The organism is Aeromonas sp. TS_SC_11 (genome assembly GCF_057318915.1).
The window spans coordinates 3,504,637-3,527,242 of the sequence record NZ_CM170470.1 but is presented as its reverse complement, the minus strand read 5'-3'; the positions used below and the strand labels follow the sequence as shown (position 1 = coordinate 3,527,242).

Here is a 22,606-nt window from a genome sequence, read left to right as displayed (position 1 = left end):
AAATTAATGTGGTTCAGTGTCTTGTGTCACAATGACCGGATAGCATGACATTTTTTGTTTGACCCTGCCCATCTCGTGGGGTAAAGATGAAAGCGACCGATGAAAAATTGGTCGCTTTTTTTGTTCCACGAAGAGGGTCGTAGATGATGAAGAGACAAAAACGGGACCGTCTGGAAAGAGCTCGCGCTCGTGGTTATCAGGCTGGCGTGGTCGGCAAACAGAAAGAAGCGTGTCCGTACCAATGCCTGGATGCCCGAGGGCATTGGCTTGGTGGTTGGCGAGACGCCATGGAAGGGCGGGGTTCAGGCCTCTTCATGAAGTAATTGGTACTTCATCACTCATTACAAAAGGAAAGGGGCCATTGAGGCCCCTTTACGTTACCACTAAATCAGTCGATCAGAATGCAGTGGTATCTTTGAACAGACCTACTTTCAGATCGCTGGCGCTATAGATGGGACGGCCATCGACTTCCACGACGCCATCGGCGATCCCCATGACCAGCTTGCGGTTGATGACACGCTTGAAGGTGATCTTGTAGGTCACTTTCTTGGCGGTCGGCAGGATCTGGCCAGTGAATTTCACTTCACCTACACCCAGTGCACGGCCTTTACCCGGACCGCCTTTCCAGCCGAGGAAGAAGCCGACCAGTTGCCACATTGCATCCAGACCCAGACAGCCTGGCATAACGGGGTCACCCGGGAAATGGCAGTCAAAGAACCAGAGGTCCGGCGTAATATCGAGCTCTGCCAGGATCTCGCCCTTGCCATGCTCACCACCGTTGTCGTTGATCTTGACGATGCGATCCATCATCAACATGTTGGGGGCGGGCAGCTGACTGTTACCCTCACCAAATAATTCGCCACGGCTGCAGGCGAGCAGCTCTTCACGGGTAAACGAGTCTTTGCCTTGTTCACACAGGGAAAGGCGGGGATCAATGGTGGTATTGTCTACGGTCACGCTGTTTATCCTTCATATGGGTCAAAGCCGGGCCAATTTAGCGTACACTTGTGCGCTAAACAACTCCGATCTCTTCTTTATTACAGGCTGAACAACCGGCCCAGCAGGCGGCGGATCAAGCCCCCCTTGAACGCGGTGCCATTCAGCTCGTCCAGTCGCTGCTGGATCCGGCCAAACAGGGTATCCGGCATGTCCGGTTCACCCGCTACGCAGCCAGTCAGCAGCTCGATAGCCTCTTCCACATGGTCCACCGGATGAATGTGGAACTGACCTGCTTCGACGGCGGCAATCACCTCGTCGGATAGGTTCAACTGCTGGATGTTGGTGCCCGGCAGAATGATACCTTGCTTACCTGTGATGCCATGGATCTTGCACACCCGGAAGAAGCCTTCAATCTTCTCGTTCACACCACCTACCGCCTGCACATTGCCGAACTGATCGACCGCGCCGGTGACGGCAAAGTGTTGATAGATGGGCTGGCGGGCGAGGGCAGAGAGGAGAGCGCACAGGCCGGTCAGAGAGGCGCTGTCACCATCGATCTCATGATAGGACTGCTCGAACACCAGATTGGCAGAGAGCGGAGAGGGGGTTTCTGCACCAAATTTGTTGGAGAGATAACCATGAATGATCATCATCGCCTTGGCGTGGATATGGCCAGCCAGCTCAGCTTTTCGTTCGACATCCGCAATGTCGCCATCGCCCAGGTGCACGGTCGCGGTGAGACGTACAGGTTCGCCAAAATCATAGGGATGACCCGAGACCTGAATGACGGACAGACCATTGATCTGGCCGATCTCTTCACCATCGGTTTGCAACAGGATCTGGCCGTCAATGACGCCCTGATCAGACTGTTCAACCAGATAATTCAGGCGGTAGTCCTGCTCTTCAAGGGCCAACCGGATATGCTCATCAGTCACGGTTTCGGCTTCCATTTCGCGGGCCAGGCTGTCCGCCATGCGCATGATGGCACTGAGCTGTATCTCGGACAGAGAGAGCCACTCCTGATGGTCACACAGGCGACTGGCATGGCGACAGAGGGCGGCGAGGGCGGCCGGGGTGAAGTCCAGCAGTGTCCAACGCTCGCGTAACCATGCCAGATACTGCAGAAATTCAGGCAGGTCTTCATCAATGTTGACCTCTGATACCAGATCCGCACGAAGGAAGATGCGCTCGGACATGTCCCTGTCCAGCATCTGGAACTCGGATACCTCGAGGCGGTCACCGACCAGGATCAGCTTGAGCTTGATAGGGGTCGCTTCCGGAGTAAAGAAGGGAGTCAGGGTCTTGCCTTCCTGATAGGCATTCCAGTCCAGTTCGCCTTTCTGAATGGCATTCTTGAGCTTGAACCAGAGGTGGGGCTGATCCAGCAGCTCGTCGAGTTGCAATATCAGATAGCCGCCATTGGCCTGACGCAACAGACCCGGCTCCAGCAGATGCTGGTTGGCGTAAACAGAGCCTTGTTCGGTCTGATAGTTGATGGAGCCGAACAGGGTATCCCAGTTCAGATCCCGGCCATAAATCACCGGAGCTTCCTGATCTTCATGGTGGATCAGCAGGTTGATGAGCACAGGGTGCTGGAATTCGAGTCCTTGAGCCACATGGGCCGCCAGATCGGAAAGAAAGTCATCGATCTTGGGATCGTTGTTCTGCTTGCGCATGATGCGAGTGACCAGACGCTCGGCATCCAGATGGTGGCTCATCAGTTTGAGCAGTTCGCCAACCATTTCGCAAAACTCGATGCCGGTACCAGGTTGCAGACGCAACCAGATCGGTTTGAACGGGTTGTTCAGGTTTTCCGTATAGCAGAGATCAAACAGGTCACCATCCTTGCCATTGGAGGCGGCGATCAATGTCTGGCACACACCTTCATAGTCAGCGCCGGGGAAACCATTGAGCAGCATGACCGGGCAATCACCATCAAAACTGGCGAGGCGCTTGATGCCGGAAATCACTCTGGGTTGCAAGGCGGCGAAGGGAATGGGTTCTAGCTCACTAAGTGCAGGGAACTGTTCAATCGTGAAAGCGGGTTTTAGTTGTTCTGATGTTAATTCAGCCACTTAAGATATCCGGTCGGAGATAGGATCATTTGTTTCCATTATACACAGTTCAATTTATGGGAACAGAAAACAAGATATTCAATTTAACATAATATACATTATGCGCGGTTAGGTCATGCCCGTGGCTAGGGGTCAGGAACACCGCAGCCATAAGGGCTACAGCCGTTCCGGCTCCTTTGGTGTACTTCGCCAGGATGTCATACCAGGCCTTTTTCAACTCGGGATCTGTCTCCCTGACAGCGGCCAGACTTAACAGCACTTCTTGCACGTCCAGGCCAATATCCTCGGCAATCTTTTTTGCAGTCGCATCAGTCAGTTGCATCTTGCCAGTGGTCAGGCTGGAGATGTGCGACTTGGTAAAACCTAACTCGGCAGCCACTTGCTGGTATTGGCTGAACTTTTTGGCCCTCATGTAGGCCTGGATCAGCGTTTTAGAGTCCATGTTTCTGTCTCCTGAGTGGTTAGACAATCGGCCCATCATACTCATTTTTTGCCCAGATGCCTCGGTTGTCAGTGCGCTAATTAACTGATCTAATGCAATCAGTTCATAAACTTGCTGACTAACCCATGACCTACTCTAGCCCACAAAACCAGGATCTGCCCGCACTCACAGAGCGCAAGGTTTACTGGCAGGCAGAACCGACCGGCGATTACTCCGCCTGTGTGGCGGGTCAGGTTGAGATGTTTCGCGACCTGCATGAAATGCGGATCTACCTGTCCATGACCTACCCCGATACGGCATTTGAGCTGGTCGAGGTGACCCAGGACACATGGCAAGACTTCTATGACCAGGGAGTGTTTTTCGATGACTGGTCATAGATCCGTGATGCCGATAAATGGGGTTATCGGCGACAAGCTGGATGTGAGCGTCCAGCCCTTTGTTGTCGGCTTCGGTCTGCTCCTGGTGCTCTGCCTGCTGGCTACCCTGGTTTGCTTGGTGGCTACTTCCTGGGACAAGCAGCTATGAGCGGCCATAAGACCCTTATCGATTATCTCTCCTTCACCTGGGCGCCTACCGAGTTGCGCCAGATGGTTGAGTTAGCCAAGCAAGGTGCCCTGTTGAAGGCCATCCCCCGCTTCGATACCCAGAACAAGGCCATCCAGGCGGCGCTGTCTGCCCCGCCCGTTGAGGGGCTGCGTTACCTGTGGAAGCGTCCGGTGGGCTTTGCTCCCCTCGCCCGTTTCGACAAGGTGACAGAACGGCTTTATGACAAGGCTGAGCGGTTGGGCGTTGCCCCTGCCTCTGCGACCGTGGCGCGGGTATACGACAAGGCCTCCGAACGGGTGAGCCTCAAAGGCATAGCCAAGTCCCCTGCCCCCGTCTTTACCCCGTCCATGACCGAAATGATGGAGCGGGCCTTGCACTCCAATTACAAATCCCGGGCCGACATGCGCAAAGAGCTCAAAGCCGTCTGCGCTGACCTGCTCAAGTTCTCCGAATTTGAGGTGGTCGAGGGTGCCAAGTATTGGGAAGCGTATAACGACTTGATCGACAGCTACGGCGTCCAGTTCCTGGACACCCTCTGCTGCGCCGAACTGGAGACATGGTTGGAGGAGCTGAATACCCGCATCGGTGTTCCCATTCCTGAGCCGCGCTTCACTATGCGCCCTCGCCGCTCCGGTCTGCATGGCTACGCCAATTCGGCTGACCTGCTGTGTGATGGCCTCCCCTGCGGCCTGATTGGTTGGGGTGCAGCTAACCACGGTTGCATGGTCAGTTTTTCCGGTGTGGGTTGTGCGGCCCTGGACTTCCAGGCTCTGCACTCTGTTATCTCTCACATTCCATCGGTGCGGATCACGCGGGTGGATTTGGCCCTGGACGATTACAGCGGCGACCACATCAGTTACCAGGGCGCGATCACTGCCGCTGAGGCTGGCGAGTTTCATCCGCAACGGGGCCGTGCGCCTTCCTGGATGAAAATCGAATCAGGTGAGTTCGTGATCTCCGAAATATCCAAGGGTATCGCCAAGCGCTTTGGCATGGTGCCGACTAAGGGATGTTCCTTTTATGTGGGTAGCCGGATAAACGGTAAATGCGCTCGCATATATGAAAAGGGAAAACAGATGCAGTCTGAGGAGCATCCTAATTGGGTTCGCGCCGAAGGCGAATTACACAACAAGGATAGAATTATTCCACTGGACGTCCTGGTAAACCCTGACCCCTATTTTTCGGGGATGTATCCGCAATTTGCTAAATGGCTGGATGCAGTTTCCCAGGAAGATACTGTGCCGGTTCGTGTGACCACGTTTAAGAATAAATTCAAAACGTCCAGGGACAATGCCGTTTTTAATATGTCTCGGATGGCAGGCCGCCTTGTCAATTGGTTAGCAAACATTGAGGGGTTAGCCCCAGAGAAGATTGTTAACCAATTAACTGCGCACCTGGGAGAGGATGATATTCCCGCACGGTTAAGAATGCCGCTGCCACCTGAGATTTTATCGGGTGCACATAATTTGGTATCGACCTAAAAATCAGGTTCTTCAAAGAAAGGGTAAATAATATGTCTCTGCTAACTGGTGTTCTGGTCACTCGTGTGACTCATGGTTATGGCGTTTCCCGTAAATCTGGCGCGCCTGTGCCTTATGACTTCGCCCAGGTGGAATATCTGGCGGTAGCCAATAACGTAAACAAGCCGGAGTGCAATATCACCTCCTGGGGCTATGAGGTTCGCCAGTTGGCCCTGCGCAATGATTCACCGACTATTAAAGAGCTGGCCGACTGCCCTAAATTGGTAGCGGTGGATCTTATCCTGGAAGCGGATCCCCAGAATCCGACCCGCAACGTTGTTGTTGGCTTCCAGCCTACCAAAAAGCCAGTATAACCGCCGCGCAACGAGGAGGAGGAGCGAGAGCGCGCAGCGAGCGACGACGAGGGCGCGATAATGCTTTGTTTAAATATTACCTCTGAGGGATATGCCCGCCTTGCTGAGGGGGATGCCTGTCAATACGTGCTCTTGACTGTCCAGGAGCACACCAAATTAACGGATATATCGAGCTGGTTTGAATTCGATACATCCACGGTAACGATGGCCTTTGGCTTTGGATTAATCATCTGGGTCGCTGGCCTCAAATTGGGCGCTATTGCCCGTGTCATTGTTGGTGCAAAACGAGGATAAATAAATGCAAAAAATCAATGGTCTGTTCCGCAACGGCTGCATCGCTGTTGTCGCTTCCCTGTCTGCTGCCGGTGCTGCTCATGCTGCTGGTGAAGGCTCTGCCGCTGCTGCGGGGGCTGCTCTGGATACCGCGCTCGCGGACGTTAACAGCACCTCTCCCAAGGTCATGATGGTGGTGGCCACTGTGGTGGGTGTCGGTATCCTGATCAGCCTGATGCGCAAAGCCTAAGCCGTGTCCCTGCTAATCGGGACATTGTGGTTTCTGTTCTTTGTCGAGGGATGGCGAACATCCTTTTCAATCTAAGGCGGCTTCGGTCGCCTTTTTTCATATTGGGGGCTGTGTGCGCATAGGTTGGCTTTTATTATTTTTTCCATCGTTTGCATTCGCTGTTATGGGGTGTCCTACTGGTGTTCCATTGGGTAATGTCACTATGGCGACACGTCTTCCTGTTTGCCTTAAATTTGAAGGTTCTGAATTAGGTGGCTGTCTCGTTGATTGTAAGGGTGTTTGCGTAGAGTTGCCTTTAGCTAACACTATGGGGCCTGTTGAAACAACGGGTTCGGCTTGTAGCTTGTCAGATAATGGCAGCGGTGATGGCGATTCGGATGGCAGTGGTAAGACTCCTGGTGAGGGGCCTTCAGGAACTAAACCAATTGATGGTTGGCTTGACTTCCAGCCCGTTATCGGTGATGCCACTGGGACTTCTGTTTCTGGTTCCGTTGCTAAACTAAATAAAAACCTTGGTCTTGCTTTTCGTCAGTTGATGGATGGCACTAAGCGGGATTCTAATAACATTAATTCTATTACTCATAGTGCTGAATCATTTGCTAGGGATATGAAAACAGCTCTCTACCATTTGGATAAAATGTCTAATGATGTTCTTCAGACTAAAAATAACAGCGCTGAGCTTTTGGGTGGAATTAATACATCTAATGAATATTTGAATGCAATAAACACTAAACTTGATTCTTTAGGTTCTTCATCTCCTGGCGGGGACAAAGATGGGGATGACTCAAAATTGTATGATGAACTGAAACAATTTCATCTTAATACGTTTGGCCCTAACTTCGCCCAAAACAATGAAGGGGGAAACTTTTATGAGTTAGTCAGGGGGTATCAATATGATGTTGGCAGTATAAAAGAGAGCGTTCATAACCTTGATACCACATTTAGTAGTTTTCATTGGACTACGTCTCAAGAGTTGCGGAATAACAGTATTGAAATGAACCGCAATATCAAAGCGATTGCCGAAATACTCAAAGGGAACGGCGGTGCTGGGGGTGATGGTAGTGGCTCAGGTAGTGGCGATGGTGAGGGTAGTGACATTGATTACAGCAAAATGCCTGGATCCGGTGATAACCCCCTTGCAGTCCAGGGCAGTAAATATAATTCGGCTTGCCAGGGAAAAGACTGTTTCTTTGATGTGCCTGCGATGCAAAAGAAACTCGATGATGCCAACAAGTCGCTGACAGACAAATACACGACTATTTCTAGCGATGTGCAGAAGGTCTTTACCTTTAGCCTGTCCGGTTCTGCTGACCCGATGGAGTGCCTTGATTTATTCAGTCACCAGGGAAAAACCTATTCGGTTTGTCCGCCAACGGGGGACTACTGGCAGACGCTCGCCGCGATAATGATGTTTGTGTTCTATTTCATTGCGCTGATGATCATATTTAAGAGGTGATGTATGGAATGGCTTGGAGAGTTCTTTAATTCGTTTTTCGCCGATATATATCAATTGGCGGTGCAGTTTGGCGCGTGGCTGGCCATCCGCTTGGCGGTGCAGTGGGTAGAGTTCAAACTCTTTCTGCTGACGTTTACCTGGGACGTTGCCAAGGAAATATTGGTGAACGTTCACTTTAGTGAATTGCTGTCGTCGTCCTTTAATTCCCTGCCGCCGACCATGAAAGGGATACTGTTATACATTCACTTGGACAAAGGGCTAACCATCCTCACCCAGGCGTTTGTTACCCGCTTCATGCTCAATATGATGGGGTGGTAAATGTCTATCAAGATCCACCACGGCGCTCCAGGCTCCTACAAGTCCTCAGGGGCCATTCATACCGATGTGATGCCCGCCATCAAGGCTGGCCGTCATATCGTTACCAACGTGCGCGGCTTCACGGCTGAGCGGTGCAGGGAGGTACTGGGCAAGGCCGTCCCCGATGACTTCCAGGTAACGTATATCGAAACCGAATCCCAGGAGGGACGGGATCATTTCGCTCGCTTCTATCACTGGGCACCCAAGGGCGTGTTCTTCTTGGTCGATGAGGTGCAACGGATATTTCCACCTTCCTGGCGGCAGACTGATTTAGACCGGCTGGATTATCCAGGTGGGCCGGATGCAGCTAAAAATGATGGGCGACCGGAAACAATAGACGTGGCCTTTGATATGCACCGTCACCATAACTGGGATTTTGTATTTACGACTCCGAACATCAAAAAGGTGCACCAGGTAATCCGAGCCGCTGCCGAAACAGCCATTCGCCATACCAATATGGCGATATTGGGGATAGGTGGTCGTTACAAGACGGTATTACACCTCTCGGATAACTCTGGTTCATCCATGTCTGACGTATTGCAAGCCAAGCCATTTAATAAGGTGCCCAAGTATGTTTTCAAACTTTATGACTCGACTACAACCGGTAAAGTCTCGGATACAATCGCGGGTAGCTCGGTATTACGAGACCCTAAAATTCTTCTTTTTCTGGCGGTGTGGGGGTTTTGTGTATTCTTTGGCTTCATCAAGCCTGAGTATATTGATGCTCCTGCTAAGGCCTCTCAGGCTGCTGCTGACGCCTCTTCGGTTCCTGGGGAGGTGGATGGTGCTCCCACTGATGGGGTACGTCCTGGCGGCGCTCCTGCTGCGTCTCCTGGCGGGGTTCTTTCTGTAGGGCCATTCGCTGGGCATCGGATCATCATTAGCTGTCATGTCCTGGTGAAGGATCACCGGGGCGAGTATCGCGTTGAGTATTGCTTCTCACTGCGCAAGGGTGACGCGGTGCAGCCGCTCTATAGCGATGATTGGCCGGATGAGCTTGCCAGCGTGGATGCTGTAAGCGGCTGTCATGCGGTGGTGAAGTACCAGGGCAAGCCGGTGGATGTGTATTGCGACCCTGATGGGGATACCCTGCGCCGGAAATACAATGCTGCCCTCTTCGCCGGCGGCGATACCAAAAACGCGCCATCGGATGACCGGTCATAACTATAAATGTGAACGGGTATAAAAACCTAACCGCGACACGTCATTATTTATGTTAAATACGGATATATAAGCCCCAAAGGACGGGGGCGGTAGCCCCTACAAGCCGCCCCTTGATGCTAATTTGGTCCCTAAAGTCTCGCGGCGGAACACGCAGATATGGCCCCGAGACTGTATCACCCCCCTTCCCTGCTAAACCCGTCTTTAATGCCCCAGTCAGAGCAACCAGCCGAAGGCTATGGGGCGCGTGTGGTGACTGCCTTTGTCCCCTGTCGAAGACAAGCTGTTCTCAAGGTCTTATGGTTACACTTTGTTTTTTATGCACGTTTCAACATCAAGAGCAAACCGAGACGGATTTGGCGTAAAGGAAAATACTTTTATATGTCCCAGTTTATCTTTGTTGTTTTCAATTAACTGTAATATTTCATGTATATATCTAATGTCTGTTTTGCAACCAAAATATAAACTCTCTATGTCCTCACTTGCAATTCTTTTTAACAGAACCGTTCTTTCCATTGATAACAGCTTTATGTATTTATCATCACCGTCATCAAATTTATACATGTTTCCTTCTATCGCATAATAAATGCATTCTTTTGTGCTTAGTCTCACCATTCCATTTTCTGGCTCTCGGGTTTTGAACATGGGTTTTGTTGTTATGAAGGCATCTGACCAATATATTGGGACAATGCATCTATGTTCCTTTTCATAAATCCATTCATCACTTTTCGTTGTCAGCACATGGGTTAACATGTTGTATATTATGGTTTTATTGTCGTATTTTAGGATTTTTGTTTCATTGGGTGCCAATCTGGTTGAGTCGTAGTTTACTTTTATTGGTCTGTGGAAATACGGGAGTTCATCTTCTCCCTCTGCTTCATTATCTCTCAGGTGATTATCAAAGAGGCTCTCTTTATATCCAATACAGATCCCTTTGTGTTGGTTACCATAGTGAGCCCACATTAATAAATTTCTTGGTGTTTCTGATAGTGAAACAATTCCACAGTTATTTAAGCATTTTAATATATGTGATGTTAATTCTGCTCTGTCATATTTCCATCTTTCCATGTACTTTTGTGTTTCGACCTTTAGCTCATCATCTGTATTTATGTAATCAAAAATATCTTGAGAAATTATACTTTCAAAAGGGTCATTAAGTTGTGAGGTAGGTGTCAGCTTAATCGATGGGTCAAGGAAGTATTCTTTTGGCAGGTGGCTGTAATACTTGTACAGAGTTCTCATTTTTTCCCTTTGGTTGAATGTTGCGGCCCCCCCGTATAGTAATACGGGGGGAATTCATCATGCTACTGCTCGGCCTGCTCTAACTGCTCAGTTAGCCAGGTCATGGCATCTTCGATGCTCTTGAAGGTCTTCACATTCTGGTGCTGTATCTTAGGCACTCGCTTTATAGCGATCTCGTGAAGCACTTGGGATGTGATGACGTGGGCTTTTGCCACCATCTTCTGGCCATTGAGCCAGCCGTTGAAGTCATTAGCGATGCTAAGGGCTTCGTCAGTTCCTCCCTTGTAATCTCTGGTATCGATTAGTAGGCAGAAGGACTTCCCTTCCAGGCTCTCTATGAGGGATTTGACGCTGCGAACCCAAGCGCTGCATCCTTCAGAATTGAAAGCACCGATAAGTTTACTTTTGATCACTTGGCCAGAAATGCTTGCTGTGTGCTGGCCATGACCAGTATCAAACCTCATTTGCCCATCCCCAATGTAATCGCGGCGCATAGATTGGGCCGATTTTGCATGTACTATCAGCGTATTACAAGTTTACACGCGTAACCGCAAAGGGGTTTTTAGCCCCCTCTCCTGTCTAGCTTTTTCCGCCAGTAGAAAGCCTTTTCTACTGCTGAGATTGTCCCTTGTATTAATAGTGTTACTCTACAGATAGCTACCTTGAGCAAGGATATGTATGTCTGTTTTTGATGAGCTTTTCTATGTGAACCTACAAGCACAAACCAATGGGGATCATGAGGTTCATAGGGGGAGCTGTGACCATCTACCACTGGACTCTCTGCTGATCTACCTGGGACTTTTTCCTAGTCCATTGGCAGCGTTAAGCGCTGCTGAGAAACTCTATCCTCTAGTCAACGGATGCATCCACTGCTGCAACGCTAGACGATAAAAGCCGAGATTGAACTCGGCTTCTTTAGCCCGATCATATTGTCCCTTGTATTTGGAGTGTTACTCTATACATAGATACTATGAGCAAGGATGCACATGTCTGTTTTTGATGAGCTTTACTATGTGAACTCACAACCACAACCCAACGGTGATCATGAGGTTCACAGGGGCGACTGTTACAATCTCCCACTGGACTACCTGCTTTACTATCTTGGGCTCTTTCCAAGTGCATTGGCGGCGATGAAAGCTGCTGAAAAAATCTATCCTCAGGTCAACGGATGTATCCACTGCTGTAAGCCTTGTCACATCACTAAACGATAGAAGCCGGGTTTTCACCCGGCTTCTTTGACTTCTATAAACCTAGTTTCTTCCGCCAGTAGAACGCGGCCATTTGCCTTTCGGATCGTTCCACTTGGATGATGGCCAGGGCCTCGATCCTTCGTCTGTCGAACCTCACTCCGGTTGGAGAGACGAGGCAATCATTCGCCATTCGCCAGCCTTCCCAGGCCTTGAAGATCGTGGGCAGCTCCCGCCCAGATGCCATACGCATAAGCCGTTTATAGACAGGTGGGATATTTGTACCCTTATCCCAATATGTGACCTGCCTCACAGAAACGAAACATAGATTTGCCACCTCTTCAACGGAAAAGCCGCATTCAAACCAGCGAAATATGAAGTTTTTGGTCAACTCTCGTTCCATCCAAGTAAATACCTGATAAACCAGCAAAATTGCGTGGGCTGGCTTATCGGCCGGTTTCGGATGGGCATTTAACAAAACGTCGCATTATACGCGGTTTTGTTTATGAGATGAAACACGCTACCGAGTTGGCACTCATCTGGTTCGTGACGTTCGCTCTTGCTCCTATCAGCGCGCGTGTTCGGTTGGCCACTGTATCACTCACATTGATTTGTTATCTCTCACTCTTCATCGACACACCAACACACGTTCATTCATGCAACCTATCAAGCGGTTTATGGTTGGCGCTTTCGTGCCGTTCACTGTTGCCGGTGTGCAGATATTTGGAGGTGGTGTCTATGCTGTCATGACCCGCGTCAGCTTGAACATGGGATAAGGGTCGACCATTGAGATTGATGTCATGGGTAATGCCGGTGTGGCGAATGGAGTGCGGCGTCAGATTGCACATCTCGGCGGCATCCTGGGTAAAACCATCCTGTTCGGCCAGATTGGCTGCAGTCTGGATCACCGTCATGACCAGTTCACGTAGTTGACGGATACCGAGATTGGCATTGAGCTCTCCCTGTTCACGGCCATGCGCGGCGGCTTTATGGCGTACAAAGAGTGGTGTTTGTTCATTGGGGGCCGGCAATGGCGCTAGCCCCAAGAAAGTGCGATAGCGCTTGAGCGCTTCCAGCAAGGCCTGAGACACCGCCACAGTACGTCGTTTTCCGCCCTTGCTGCGTGGAATGTAATACCCCCAGACGCCGGTTTTGCCGTCGCGGCGAAACTGACCCATGATGGGCGTGAACCCGGGTCTGGCTGCCACTTCCGAGATGCGCAGATAACAGGCGTACATCAGGCTTATCAGAAAGCGGCTGCGTTCATGCTGTTCTGGCTGTTCGGTTGCCAGTCGCTCGGCCGCTTGCATGACATAGGACCACTGCAGCTCGGTGAAGGCCTGGCCCTGATCATCTGGTTCCTGCTGGACCGGTCGCTTGACTCGTTGCAGCAGCAGAGCCGGATTTCTGTCCATGTACTCTTCCTGGATAAGAAACTGGAAGAAGGCCGACAAAATGGCGAGTTTGGTCTTCATTGCCTGTTCGCTCAGACGGTATGGCAGCTCGCGGCCCAGCTCCCGTTTGCCGAGGAATGGCCGCCACAACGGATTGGGCAGCCGTTCTCCCCACTCTTTGTCGAGGATGAACTGCGCCACATTGCGGTAAGCAATCAGCTGGTCTGGTGGCGCCTGGCAATAGTCGAGATAGCGCATCATGATGCGCCGGGTCAGGTCTTTCGGGCTGATGGCCAGCTCGCTGAAACACCAGTGCAAAAATGTCGTCAGCTCGCTACGGTACGTTTTGTAGTTGTTCTCGTTATGGCGTTGCTCCAGCAGCCAGTCGACTGCCAGTTCGTAGACGAGGCCTGCATCGGGCACGTCGTTCAGGCTGAGGTTGGCCAGATACTGATTGACCTGGGGATTGCCCGTTTCCAGGTGAGCAAGGCCGTCAAACAGCGGCATGGCGGGTGGAAGTAACATTGAGGTCATGGTGGTGCTTGCTTGGTCTACAGGATGGGAGCCGTGTGCTCTGTTCAAAAGCTGATGCCGATAAATGGGGTTATCGGCATCATGATGTGACAAAAAATCCAGCTGTGTGCGATGCTGCATCGGCTGTTGTAACCCGTTTGGGCGACTTTCTATGTTTATTCAATGGATATGCACCCTTGTTCGAAATTTCTCGGGGTAAATATCCGTAAAATTGACTGTAAATTCTTAAATTGTGAATATCTTGGGGTGTTTGAGCTTGCTGTTTCACTGTTTCAACCTGGCGCTCTACTCCCCTTGCCTTCACGCCACGCTCTTGAGGGATTTTCCCTTGGGTTTGTCAGCGTCAGCCTTCTCTTCCATTGGCTGGGGATCCTCTTTGGTACTCCCCTGCGCCTTGCCACCGCGCAGTACGTTTTGCAGTACGTCACGCTGTTCGGCCAGGTAGAAGGCCAGGGTCTCTTGCTGTTCGGGTTCCAGATTGACAGGTGCCCCCGCCAGCAAGGTCATCAACTCGTCGGCGGTATCCAGCAGCTTGTCATAGGCATCCGCCTCTTTCTTGCTGGCAAAGGTCATCTTTTCCACTCCCCCACGCACGACAACATATTTGATTTCAACAGCCATAATGGCGTCCTCCTCATGATAGTGAACACAAGTATATGTACGGATATACAGTATTGCAAATATCCAGATAAAGCGGGTGATGATGAGAGACTGTGGCCGATTACGCGGCCATCATCACATTGATGAAAGGGTCATTTGACTTCCGCTTTAAGCAAGCTGGATGATGGGCTCATGACGATCACAAGACAACTGCTCATACTGCTGCTGGTTGAGGTGATGCTCCTTGGGGGCATCGCGCATCTGGTCATTGGCCTCTCCCCCCTGCTCTCCCTGCTGTTTGTGGTGTTGACGTTATTGGGGCTGCGCTGCCTGGTGGTATTGCTGACCTGTGGGTTCTCCCGCTTCTATCCGGCACCGGCCATCGGCCTGCGGGCCTGGTTACGCATGGTGGTTTGGGAGATGCTCGCCTATCTGTTTACCTTCACCTGGCTGCTGCCATTTGAGCGGCTGCTGATGGCGCCGGACAGGCTTACCCCCTCCCCCCTGCCCTTGCTGCTGGTTCACGGTTACGGTTGCAGTCGCGGGATCTGGCGGGTACAAAGAGCCCGTCTGGAAGCGGCCGGTCACGTGGTCGCCACCGTTACCCTGACTCCTCCTTTCGGTCATCTCGATGACATGGTCCCCCTGCTGGCCAAGCGTATCGATGAAGTGCTGGCTGCCACGGGTGCCGCTCAGCTGGTGTTGATTGGCCATAGCATGGGGGGGCTGGTGTGCCGTGACTATCTTGCCCTGGCCGGCGGTGGCAAGGTGGCGCAGCTTATTACCCTGGCGACGCCCCATCAGGGCAGCCAGCTGGCGACCATTGCACTGGGTGACAACGCGCGGGAGATGGAGCCAGGCTCCGGCTGGCTGCAACGCTTTGCCGCCGTGCCACTGTGTGTGCCCGGGATTTCGGTGCGCACCAGTCATGACAACTTTGTGTTGCCCCAGTCCCGTCAGCTGATGGCGGGCATGGAGGACATAGAGCTCTCAGCCCTTGGCCACCTCTCCCTTATCTACTCGCGCCGTACCACGGCCCTGCTGCTGACCCTGCTTGCCCGCGCCCAGCCAGAAACGAAAAGGGCCTGATTGCTCAGGCCCTTGGTGTTTGTGCTCTCTCTTGATCGATGAAAGCAGGTTAGAAGTGAATGCCCTTGATAAGGGTAGAGACCGCCATCTGATCCGCAGAGGCTTTGGACTCGCCGCCCTCTTTGGGATCCGAGAAGGTGCGAAAGCTGGTGTTCATGATCACCTGGGCCACTCGTGGCGCTAGGGCATGGATCACCTGACCGAATACTCCGAGGCGGGTAGCCAGCCGTACATGCTTGTTGATGATGGTGTCGCACACCAGATCGGCGGCCTCTTCAGGTGTCATCATGGGCACCTGCTCATACACCTTGGTCGGCGCCACCATGGGGGTTTTCACCAGCGGCATGTTGATGATGGAGAAGTTGACCCCTTTATCCGCAAACTCGGACGCCGCGGTGCGCACCCAGGCATCGAGCGCCGACTTGGAGGCCACGTAGGCGGAGAAGCGCGGCGCATTGGTCAGCACCCCGATGGATGAGATATTGATGATGTGACCCTTCTTCTTCTCGATCATGGTGGGCAGCACCCCCATGATCACCTTGAGGGTGCCGAAGTAGTTGAGTTGCATGGTGCGCTCCAGATCGTGGAAACGATCGAAGGAGTCCTCGATGGCGCGACGGATGGAGCGGCCGGCATTGTTGATGAGGATATCCACCCCGCCGTGTTCGGCCACTATCTGTTTGGTAATAGCCTCCCCTTGGGCGAGGTCCGCCATGTCTCCCTGATAGACTTGCAGGGTCAAGCCCTGCTCGGCAAACTCGGCCTGGGTCTGTGCAATCTTGTGCTCGTCCCGGGCAATAGTCAGCACTGTTGCGCCCGCCTCGGCCAACTTTCTTGCGGTGGCCTTGCCGATCCCCGAGGTGGCGCCGGTGATCAGCACCACCTTGCCCTCGACGCGGCCGCGCAGAGTGCGGTCGATGAACAGCTCGGGGTCGAGGTGACGCTCCCAGTAATCCCACAACCGCCAGGCGTAGCTGTGCAGCGGCGGCACTTCAATGCCGGTGCCTTTCAGTACCCGCTGGGCTTCGCGGTTGTCAAAGCGGGTGGGATAGTTGATGAGCCGGAAAATATCCTTGGGCAGACCGAGATCGGCGATGGCTGCATCGCGAATGCGGCGCACCGGCGTCAGAGCCATCAGCATGGCCATCAGGTGGCGGGGAATAAAGCTGAACAGGGCCGCATTGATGCGAATGGCGGGCTCGGGCGCGTGGGCAGCACGGGAGAAGGTGCTCAGCATGTCGCCAACCCGCATCGGATGGGAGTCGGTCAGGTGAAATGCCTTGTTGTCCTCTCCGTCCAGATGGGCGATGTGATCGATGGCATCCACCACGAAGTTGACCGGCACCAGGTTGATGCGCCCCCCCTCGACGCCGATGGCGGGCATCCAGGGCGGCAGCAGGCGCCGCAGCTTCTGGATAGTCTTGAAGAAGTAATAGGGGCCATCCACCTTGTCCATCTCGCCTGTGTTGGCATCCCCCACCACTATACCGGGTCGGTAGATGCGCCAGGGGATGGTGCTCTCCTTACGCACTATGCCCTCGGCCTCGTGCTTGGTCTGGAAATAGGGCATGTCGAGGTGCTCTGCCTCATCGAACATGTCTTCACGAAACAGGCCGTCGAACAGACCGGCCACTGCGATGGAGCTGCAATGATGGAAGCAGCGAGCGCCGAGTCGTTCGGCCAGTTGCAGCGCCTGACGGGTGCCCTCAGTGTTGACCTGCTGCTGAATGCCCGCCTTGGCGTTGAGGTCATAGATGGCAGCGAGATGGAGGACGTGATCGATATTGCCGACGAGTGGTTCCTGCTCGGTGGCGCTCACTCCGAGTTGGGGATGGGTCATGTCTCCGACGATCGGGATGGCCCTTTGCTCGTCGACTCCCCAGTAAGCCAGCAATTCGGGTACCCGCTCAAGATGGGCTGCGCGCATCAAGAAATGCACCCGGCTATTCGGGCGCTGCAGCAGTTTTTTTATCAGTCGGCGGCCGATAAAACCGCTGCCCCCCGTGATGAAATAGTCCATGGTATTTATTCCCTTACTGATTGGGCTGTTAGTTGTCGTTAGATATATCACGCTTCAATTGGAAATATGCATTCGAACATCATCTTCGTGACCGAGACCAAAATTACCACGACTGCCTGTTCCGTTATTAGGTAGAACCCTCTATTTTTTCCCCATAGACTGAGAATGAAAGCTCAGTAATGCCACAACGAATGTTCCAAGGTTGTTGTCATTACCTAATCCCACTCTCCAGTAAGGAAACAATCATGGCCAAGAAATTGAAATCGCTGGCAAGCTCGGTGACCGATAACCAGCTCACCTCGACCATCAAAGAATCCACCCAGCAGATCTGGCTGGCGGGCTTGGGTGCCTATGCCAAGGCACAAGAGGAAGGGGGCAAGATCTTCGAAGCCCTGGTGCAGGAAGGCGAAGCATTGCAGACCCGCACCCGTCAGAGTGCCGACGAAAAGATCGCGGCCATCACTGACAAGACCACAGGTACCTGGGGCCGTCTGGAACAAGTGTTCGAGGATCGCGTGGCCCGCGCCGTCGCCAGCCTGGGTATCCCGACCCGCAAGGATATCGACAAGCTCTCCAAGCGGATGGCCGAGCTGACAGAAGTAGTACAGCAACTGGTCGATGCACAGGATGACACGGTTGCACCGGCTGCCGAAGCCAAACCTGCCGCCGCCACTGTCGCCAAGAAACCGGCGGCCAGGAAGCCACCGGTGAAAAAGGCTGCAGCCCCCATCGCCAAGGTGAAAGAAGAGGTCAAGGCGTTGGCGTCCGAGGTAGAAAAAGTCGCCAAGGATGTCAAGGAGAAGGGCGAGACTACCCTCTCCTGATCTGACCGGCCAGACCTGCTTGGCCTGGCATAGTGATTGACCGGCCCATGCCCTCTTGCTGGGCCGGTTTTGCTTGAGAAGGGAGGCTGTGTCATGAGCACGATTGCGATTGCCCTCGCTGGAGGGGGTCCTCTGGGGGGGATTTACGAGATCGGAGCCTGCGCCGCCCTGGACGACAGTATCAAGGGGCTGCGTTTCGAACAGGCCGATATTTATGTGGGGGTCAGTTCCGGTGCCGTCGTTGCCTCGGCGCTGGCCAATGGCATTTCCCCCGACAAGCTGGTGCGGATCCTGCTCAGCGATGACAGCAGCGAGTTTTTCGACCCCTCTACCCTGCTGCGCCCCGCTTTCGGTGAATACCTTGGCCGACTGACCTCACTGCCGCCATTGGCGTGGGAGTGCCTGGCCGATTATCTCTCCGCCCCCTGGAACAAAAGCTTGCTCGGCTCCTTGCAAGGCATGTCCAAAGCGATCCCGACCGGTTTGTTTGACAGCCGCGGGGTGGATCGCTTCCTGACCCAATTTTTCTCTCGCCGTGGCCGCAGCAATGACTTTCGCAAACTCAAGAGCCGTCTGTTCGTCATCGCCACCGAGCTCGACACAGGCCGCGCCGTGGCATTTGGCAGCCCGGGACTCGATGACGTGCCCATTTCGGCGGCGGTACAAGCTTCTGCTGCCCTGCCCGGCCTGTTTCCACCGTCATTGATCAATGGTCGTCACTATGTGGACGGGGCCCTCATCAAGACGCTGCATGCCTCTGTGGCGCTGCAGGAGGGAGCCGACCTGGTGTTTTGCATCAATCCGCTGGTGCCGTTCGATGCGGGGATCGCCAGCGAGCGCCCCGCCAATCTGGTGGACAGTGGTTTGCCTGTGGTGCTGGCCCAGACTTTTCGCGCCATCATACATTCGCGCATGCACGTGGGGATGGATCGCTACAAGCATCAGTACCCGGATGCCGACGCCTTGCTGTTCGAACCCTCCCAGGCTGATGGCGAAATGTTTTTTGCCAATGTGTTCAGCTATCGGGATCGCCGCCACCTGTGCGAGCACGCCTTCCAGCATACCCGTCGTGATCTGTGGCAGCGCCGGGCAGAACTTGGCCCCATCCTCGCCAAACATGGGCTTGAGCTCAATCTGGGGGCGCTGACCGATCAGCAGCGCTCCCTGCTCACTCCGGGAACTGGCTCGGTCGCAGCACTGGATGCCTCCCTGACCCAATTGCAACATTGGTTGACCCACCGTTATGGCGGCAAGGGCCGCCGGCAACCGAAGGAGTAGCATGGACAGCAAACCAAAGCGGCGAACGCGGGAGCGGATCCTGGCCACCGCCCTCACCCAGTTCAATCTGCTGGGTGAGCCGACCGTCACCACCTCCGCCATCGCGGCTGAGCTGGAGATGAGTCCGGGCAATCTCTATTACCACTTTCACAACAAGGAAGAGATAGTCAACGCCCTGTTCGGCGAATTCGAACAGGAGATGGCTCATCTGCTCGACACCGTCACCCCTCCGCTGGATGAAACAGAAGATATCTGGTTCTTCTTGCACCTGATGTTCGAACTCATCTGGAAATATCGCTTCTTCTACTACGACATCAGCACCCTGATGAGCGGCAATCACAAGGTGGAGCTGCGCTTCTCTGCTCTGCTTCGGCGCAAGGAACAGACCGCCGCCGCCATTTGTCACAGCCTGTCCGGCAGTGGCTTGCTGCAGGGCAGCGATGCCCAGATTGCTGCCCTGGCGGCCAATATCGCGCTGGTGGGCACCTTCTGGATCTCCTATCAACGGGCACTGCACCCGCGGGCCGATGCCGACATCGCCCTCGGGGTGTTTCAGGTAATGCAGCTGGTGGCCCCTCGTCTGCGGCCCAATGCCCGTGCCCATCTGGATGCCATCGCCATGCACTACTGCCCGTCCCTTGCGACGAGGGCGCCCAATTCCGACTTTTAACAGGGAGCACAACATGACCACTTCACAGCAAAAATTGTCCGAGTTCACCCCGTTCCCCTGGCCGGACGTGGCCTATGACTACGCGGGGGCGGGTCTCAAGCAACATTGGGCTCGCCTGCATCAGGGGGATGCAGAGCCCTGGCCTCAGGATACTCAGGTGCAGGCGGCCTGGCGTGCCTACCATGCCGGTGACTTCGGTCAGGCGGTGGCATTGGGGAATGCGGCGGGGGACGCTGGCCTCAACGTGGTGAACAAGGCGCTGGTGATCCACGCCAGCTACCTGCTGGATGACAAGTACGCCAAGCGGGCGGCATTCGAGCTGGCCGCCAGCAACGCCGAGCAACTGCAAAAGCGTCAGCCCGACAATGCCAATGGCTGGTATTTCCACGCCCTGGCGCTGGGTCGCTATAGCCAGGTGATCTCGGTTTCCAAGGCCCTGTCACAAGGGATAGGTGACAAGATAAAAACCAGCCTGGAAAAAGCACTGACACTGGCCCCCGAGCATGCCGAGGCCCACATCGCCTTCGGTGCCTGGCATGCGGAGATCATCGACAAGCTGGGCGCCATGATTGGCGGGATCACCTATGGTGCCAAAAAAGACGAAGCTGAGCGTCACTTCAAGGCTGCGTTGGCCATACTGCCCCACTCCACCATCGCCCGCATGGAATACGCCAATGCCATGGTGATGATGCATGGCAAGAGCAAGATGGCTGCGGCCGAAGCGCTCTATGCCGAGGCTGCCGAGTGTGAGCCCATGGATGCCATGGAGCGGCTCGATGTGGAAGCGGCCCGTGAGGAACTGGAGGACGAATAACGCCGCCTTGTGGCCATGAAAGAGGCCAACCCAAGGGTTGGCCTCTTTGTTTTTCGGTACACCTAGCCTCCTTGTAGTAGTTGCTCGAGTATCGCAGGGTCATAGACCAGATCCGGTTCCATCAGCACCAGCAACAGCAGTTGTTCAAACTCCACGGCAAAGCGGTCGACGATAAGGTCGGGATCCGGCACCCGCTTCTTGTCGGTGATGAGGCCAAGTTGCACCTTGTTGTCATAGGAGAGGATGGAGACACCGACACCTATGTCACCCGCCTGGGGCACCCAGAACAGGGGCTGACGCAGACGGGCACCGGCCAGATAAAGGGTCTGCTGGGGACCGGGCACATTGGTGATGACGGCGCTGGCCTTGGCCGAGAGAATATCGATGGTCTGCTGTTGCAAGGCCTTGGGGGCCATACCCATTACCTCCAGCAGGTTCAGCACCACGGCAGGTTGCAGGGAGGACTTGAGCGCCTGCATCCGCTCTCGCACCGCATGCAGCCGTTGCAATGGGTGTTCGATATCCAGAGGCAAGTCCAGGGCCACCAGCCCGAACCGGTTGCCAAGGGCACCGTTGTCGTCGGGGGCGCGCATGTTGACCGGCACCAGGGCCCGTATTGCGACGCCATCGGCGTCATCCCCTTTCTCAATCAGATAGTGGCGAAGCGCTCCTGCGGTGGCGGCAATCAGCAGATCGTTGACCGAACAGCCGAGCACCCGTCCTACCGCCTTCACATCCGGTAGCGGTATCTGTTCAGACCAGGCCACCCGCTTGGTGCTGCCGGTCTCCCCTTTCAGCCGTGTCCTGGCATCGTCGGAGAGGGTGGCGATGGTGTAGAGCTCGGCGGTCACATCCCGGCTTATCTTGAGGTAGTCCATCGCCTTGGTGGGATGGGTCAGTACTTCGACATACTTGGACCAGAGGGTGCCGGTCAGCTTGAGACCGGCTCGCAGCAGGCGACTGCCCTGATGAGCGTCGTGGTCGTCATCATGGTCGCTGGCCAGGGGCTCGGGCTGCGGGCGCGGCGCGGACACCGGGCTCTCATCCATCATGGTGAGCAGAGCGCGCACCAGGGAGAATCCATCTCCCATGGCATGATGAAAGCGAACCACCAGCGCCTGACCACCGAGGGAGGTATCCACCAGGTGCATCTCCCACAGGGGGCGCTGATGGTTGAGCGGGGTGGAGGCAAAGTCGGCCACCAGCCGCTCCAGCTCGGCCTTGCCAGCCTTGCCCGGCAGGATCACCCGCTTGAGGTGCAAATCGAGATCGAAATCGGGATCGTCACGCCAGTAGTACTCCCCCCCCTCCAGGCTGGCCTTTTGGTGAAATCTGGGCTGTACCCGTATGGTGTACTCGAGACTGGTACGCAGCTGGGCCTCGTCGAGCTGACCGTCAAACATCAGCACACCGACGATTTGCATCAAATTGTTGGGTCTGTCCATCCGCAGCCAGGCGGTATCGACACAGGAGATAAGTTCACACGGTGACATGGTTTTTCCCTACCGTTTCGCTTATTTGTCCGCCATCTTCCCATGAAGACTGCAATATCGATGGCGAACAAACAGGAGTCGTATATGTTGGTGCCAATGCGCTTCGATTAATTTATTTCTGCCTGGGC

General features: G+C 54.1%; 24 protein-coding genes. 14 read left to right on the top strand and 10 right to left on the bottom strand.

Annotated features, from left to right (window positions below; translation table 11 throughout):
• Window positions 1-143 precede the first annotated feature (143 nt).
• Complete coding sequence (rmf, locus tag AC1P02_RS16355; protein WP_005315693.1) at window positions 144-323, top strand: ribosome modulation factor; 180 nt, start codon at window positions 144-146, stop codon at window positions 321-323.
• 73 nt (window positions 324-396) lie between these two features.
• Here rmf and fabA read toward each other — a convergent pair whose 3' ends face one another.
• The 3 genes from fabA to AC1P02_RS16340 form a co-directional block, all read right to left on the bottom strand.
• Window positions 397-957, bottom strand: coding sequence for a 3-hydroxyacyl-[acyl-carrier-protein] dehydratase FabA (gene fabA, locus AC1P02_RS16350; protein ID WP_005315696.1), 561 nt, complete (start codon window positions 955-957; stop codon window positions 397-399).
• 80 nt (window positions 958-1,037) lie between these two features.
• Complete coding sequence (locus AC1P02_RS16345; RefSeq protein ID WP_485182673.1) at window positions 1,038-3,014, bottom strand: Lon protease family protein; 1,977 nt, start codon at window positions 3,012-3,014, stop codon at window positions 1,038-1,040.
• 49 nt (window positions 3,015-3,063) lie between these two features.
• Window positions 3,064-3,456, bottom strand: a complete 393-nt coding sequence (locus AC1P02_RS16340) for a helix-turn-helix domain-containing protein (RefSeq protein ID WP_485182672.1) — start codon at window positions 3,454-3,456, stop codon at window positions 3,064-3,066.
• A 125-nt stretch (window positions 3,457-3,581) separates the two neighbouring features.
• On the opposite strand from AC1P02_RS16340, the gene AC1P02_RS16335 reads away from it, so the two are divergent.
• The 8 genes from AC1P02_RS16335 to AC1P02_RS16300 all read left to right on the top strand — a co-directional run bounded on the left by AC1P02_RS16335 (window position 3,582) and on the right by AC1P02_RS16300 (window position 9,336).
• Window positions 3,582-3,833: a hypothetical protein gene (locus tag AC1P02_RS16335; RefSeq protein ID WP_485182671.1), complete on the top strand. Its 252-nt coding sequence runs from the start codon at window positions 3,582-3,584 to the stop codon at window positions 3,831-3,833.
• On the top strand, window positions 3,820-3,981 hold the full coding sequence (locus AC1P02_RS16330) for a hypothetical protein (RefSeq protein WP_265432639.1): 162 nt from the start codon (window positions 3,820-3,822) through the stop codon (window positions 3,979-3,981). The genes AC1P02_RS16335 and AC1P02_RS16330 overlap by 14 nt, the downstream gene beginning before the upstream one ends.
• Window positions 3,978-5,483, top strand: a complete 1,506-nt coding sequence (locus tag AC1P02_RS16325) for a replication initiation factor domain-containing protein (RefSeq protein WP_485182670.1) — start codon at window positions 3,978-3,980, stop codon at window positions 5,481-5,483. The genes AC1P02_RS16330 and AC1P02_RS16325 overlap by 4 nt, the downstream gene beginning before the upstream one ends.
• Before the next feature lie 32 nt (window positions 5,484-5,515).
• Window positions 5,516-5,836, top strand: a complete 321-nt coding sequence (locus AC1P02_RS16320; protein ID WP_059167776.1) for a hypothetical protein — start codon at window positions 5,516-5,518, stop codon at window positions 5,834-5,836.
• Between the two features lie 298 nt (window positions 5,837-6,134).
• Entirely contained in the window at window positions 6,135-6,359 is a 225-nt protein-coding gene (locus AC1P02_RS16315) for a Flexible pilin (protein ID WP_155602669.1), read from the top strand.
• A 202-nt stretch (window positions 6,360-6,561) separates the two neighbouring features.
• Window positions 6,562-7,815, top strand: a complete 1,254-nt coding sequence (locus AC1P02_RS16310; RefSeq protein WP_485182669.1) for a hypothetical protein — start codon at window positions 6,562-6,564, stop codon at window positions 7,813-7,815.
• A gap of 3 nt (window positions 7,816-7,818) precedes the next feature.
• A complete protein-coding gene (locus AC1P02_RS16305) occupies window positions 7,819-8,133 on the top strand; it encodes a DUF2523 family protein (RefSeq protein ID WP_265432641.1) in 315 nt (104 codons plus the stop codon).
• Complete coding sequence (locus AC1P02_RS16300; protein ID WP_485182668.1) at window positions 8,134-9,336, top strand: zonular occludens toxin family protein; 1,203 nt, start codon at window positions 8,134-8,136, stop codon at window positions 9,334-9,336.
• Between the two features lie 300 nt (window positions 9,337-9,636).
• Here the strand turns inward: AC1P02_RS16300 and AC1P02_RS16295 are convergent, their stop codons facing one another.
• From AC1P02_RS16295 to AC1P02_RS16275, 5 genes are all read right to left on the bottom strand, one after another.
• Window positions 9,637-10,575 (bottom strand): DUF2971 domain-containing protein, encoded by a 939-nt coding sequence (locus AC1P02_RS16295; RefSeq protein WP_485182667.1) that lies wholly within the window; start codon window positions 10,573-10,575, stop codon window positions 9,637-9,639.
• A gap of 62 nt (window positions 10,576-10,637) precedes the next feature.
• Window positions 10,638-11,039, bottom strand: a complete 402-nt coding sequence (locus tag AC1P02_RS16290; RefSeq protein ID WP_485182666.1) for a hypothetical protein — start codon at window positions 11,037-11,039, stop codon at window positions 10,638-10,640.
• Between the two features lie 778 nt (window positions 11,040-11,817).
• Entirely contained in the window at window positions 11,818-11,955 is a 138-nt protein-coding gene (locus tag AC1P02_RS16285) for a hypothetical protein (RefSeq protein ID WP_485185473.1), read from the bottom strand.
• A 457-nt stretch (window positions 11,956-12,412) separates the two neighbouring features.
• On the bottom strand, window positions 12,413-13,690 hold the full coding sequence (locus AC1P02_RS16280; RefSeq protein WP_485182665.1) for a tyrosine-type recombinase/integrase: 1,278 nt from the start codon (window positions 13,688-13,690) through the stop codon (window positions 12,413-12,415).
• A 300-nt stretch (window positions 13,691-13,990) separates the two neighbouring features.
• On the bottom strand, window positions 13,991-14,311 hold the full coding sequence (locus AC1P02_RS16275) for a YebG family protein (RefSeq protein ID WP_021138886.1): 321 nt from the start codon (window positions 14,309-14,311) through the stop codon (window positions 13,991-13,993).
• 171 nt (window positions 14,312-14,482) lie between these two features.
• Between AC1P02_RS16275 and AC1P02_RS16270 the strand changes: the two genes are divergently transcribed.
• The gene (locus tag AC1P02_RS16270; protein ID WP_485182664.1) at window positions 14,483-15,379 is read left to right on the top strand and encodes an esterase/lipase family protein; all 897 of its coding nucleotides are present in this window, start codon (window positions 14,483-14,485) and stop codon (window positions 15,377-15,379) included.
• Window positions 15,380-15,428: 49 nt separating this feature from the next.
• Here the strand turns inward: AC1P02_RS16270 and AC1P02_RS16265 are convergent, their stop codons facing one another.
• Window positions 15,429-17,399: an SDR family oxidoreductase gene (locus tag AC1P02_RS16265; RefSeq protein WP_485182663.1), complete on the bottom strand. Its 1,971-nt coding sequence runs from the start codon at window positions 17,397-17,399 to the stop codon at window positions 15,429-15,431.
• 245 nt (window positions 17,400-17,644) lie between these two features.
• Here AC1P02_RS16265 and AC1P02_RS16260 point away from each other — a divergent pair, with 245 nt between their 5' ends.
• The 4 genes from AC1P02_RS16260 (at window position 17,645) to AC1P02_RS16245 (ending at window position 20,985) form a co-directional block, all read left to right on the top strand.
• Window positions 17,645-18,223, top strand: coding sequence for a phasin family protein (locus tag AC1P02_RS16260; protein ID WP_021138889.1), 579 nt, complete (start codon window positions 17,645-17,647; stop codon window positions 18,221-18,223).
• 93 nt (window positions 18,224-18,316) lie between these two features.
• The gene (locus AC1P02_RS16255) at window positions 18,317-19,501 is read left to right on the top strand and encodes a patatin-like phospholipase family protein (protein ID WP_485182662.1); all 1,185 of its coding nucleotides are present in this window, start codon (window positions 18,317-18,319) and stop codon (window positions 19,499-19,501) included.
• 1 nt (window position 19,502) lies between these two features.
• Window positions 19,503-20,171, top strand: a complete 669-nt coding sequence (locus AC1P02_RS16250) for a TetR/AcrR family transcriptional regulator (RefSeq protein WP_005311531.1) — start codon at window positions 19,503-19,505, stop codon at window positions 20,169-20,171.
• 13 nt (window positions 20,172-20,184) lie between these two features.
• Window positions 20,185-20,985, top strand: coding sequence for a hypothetical protein (locus AC1P02_RS16245; protein ID WP_485182661.1), 801 nt, complete (start codon window positions 20,185-20,187; stop codon window positions 20,983-20,985).
• Window positions 20,986-21,047: 62 nt separating this feature from the next.
• Here AC1P02_RS16245 and AC1P02_RS16240 read toward each other — a convergent pair whose 3' ends face one another.
• Window positions 21,048-22,478 (bottom strand): WS/DGAT/MGAT family O-acyltransferase, encoded by a 1,431-nt coding sequence (locus AC1P02_RS16240; RefSeq protein WP_485182660.1) that lies wholly within the window; start codon window positions 22,476-22,478, stop codon window positions 21,048-21,050.
• Between the last annotated feature and the right edge of the window lie 128 nt (window positions 22,479-22,606).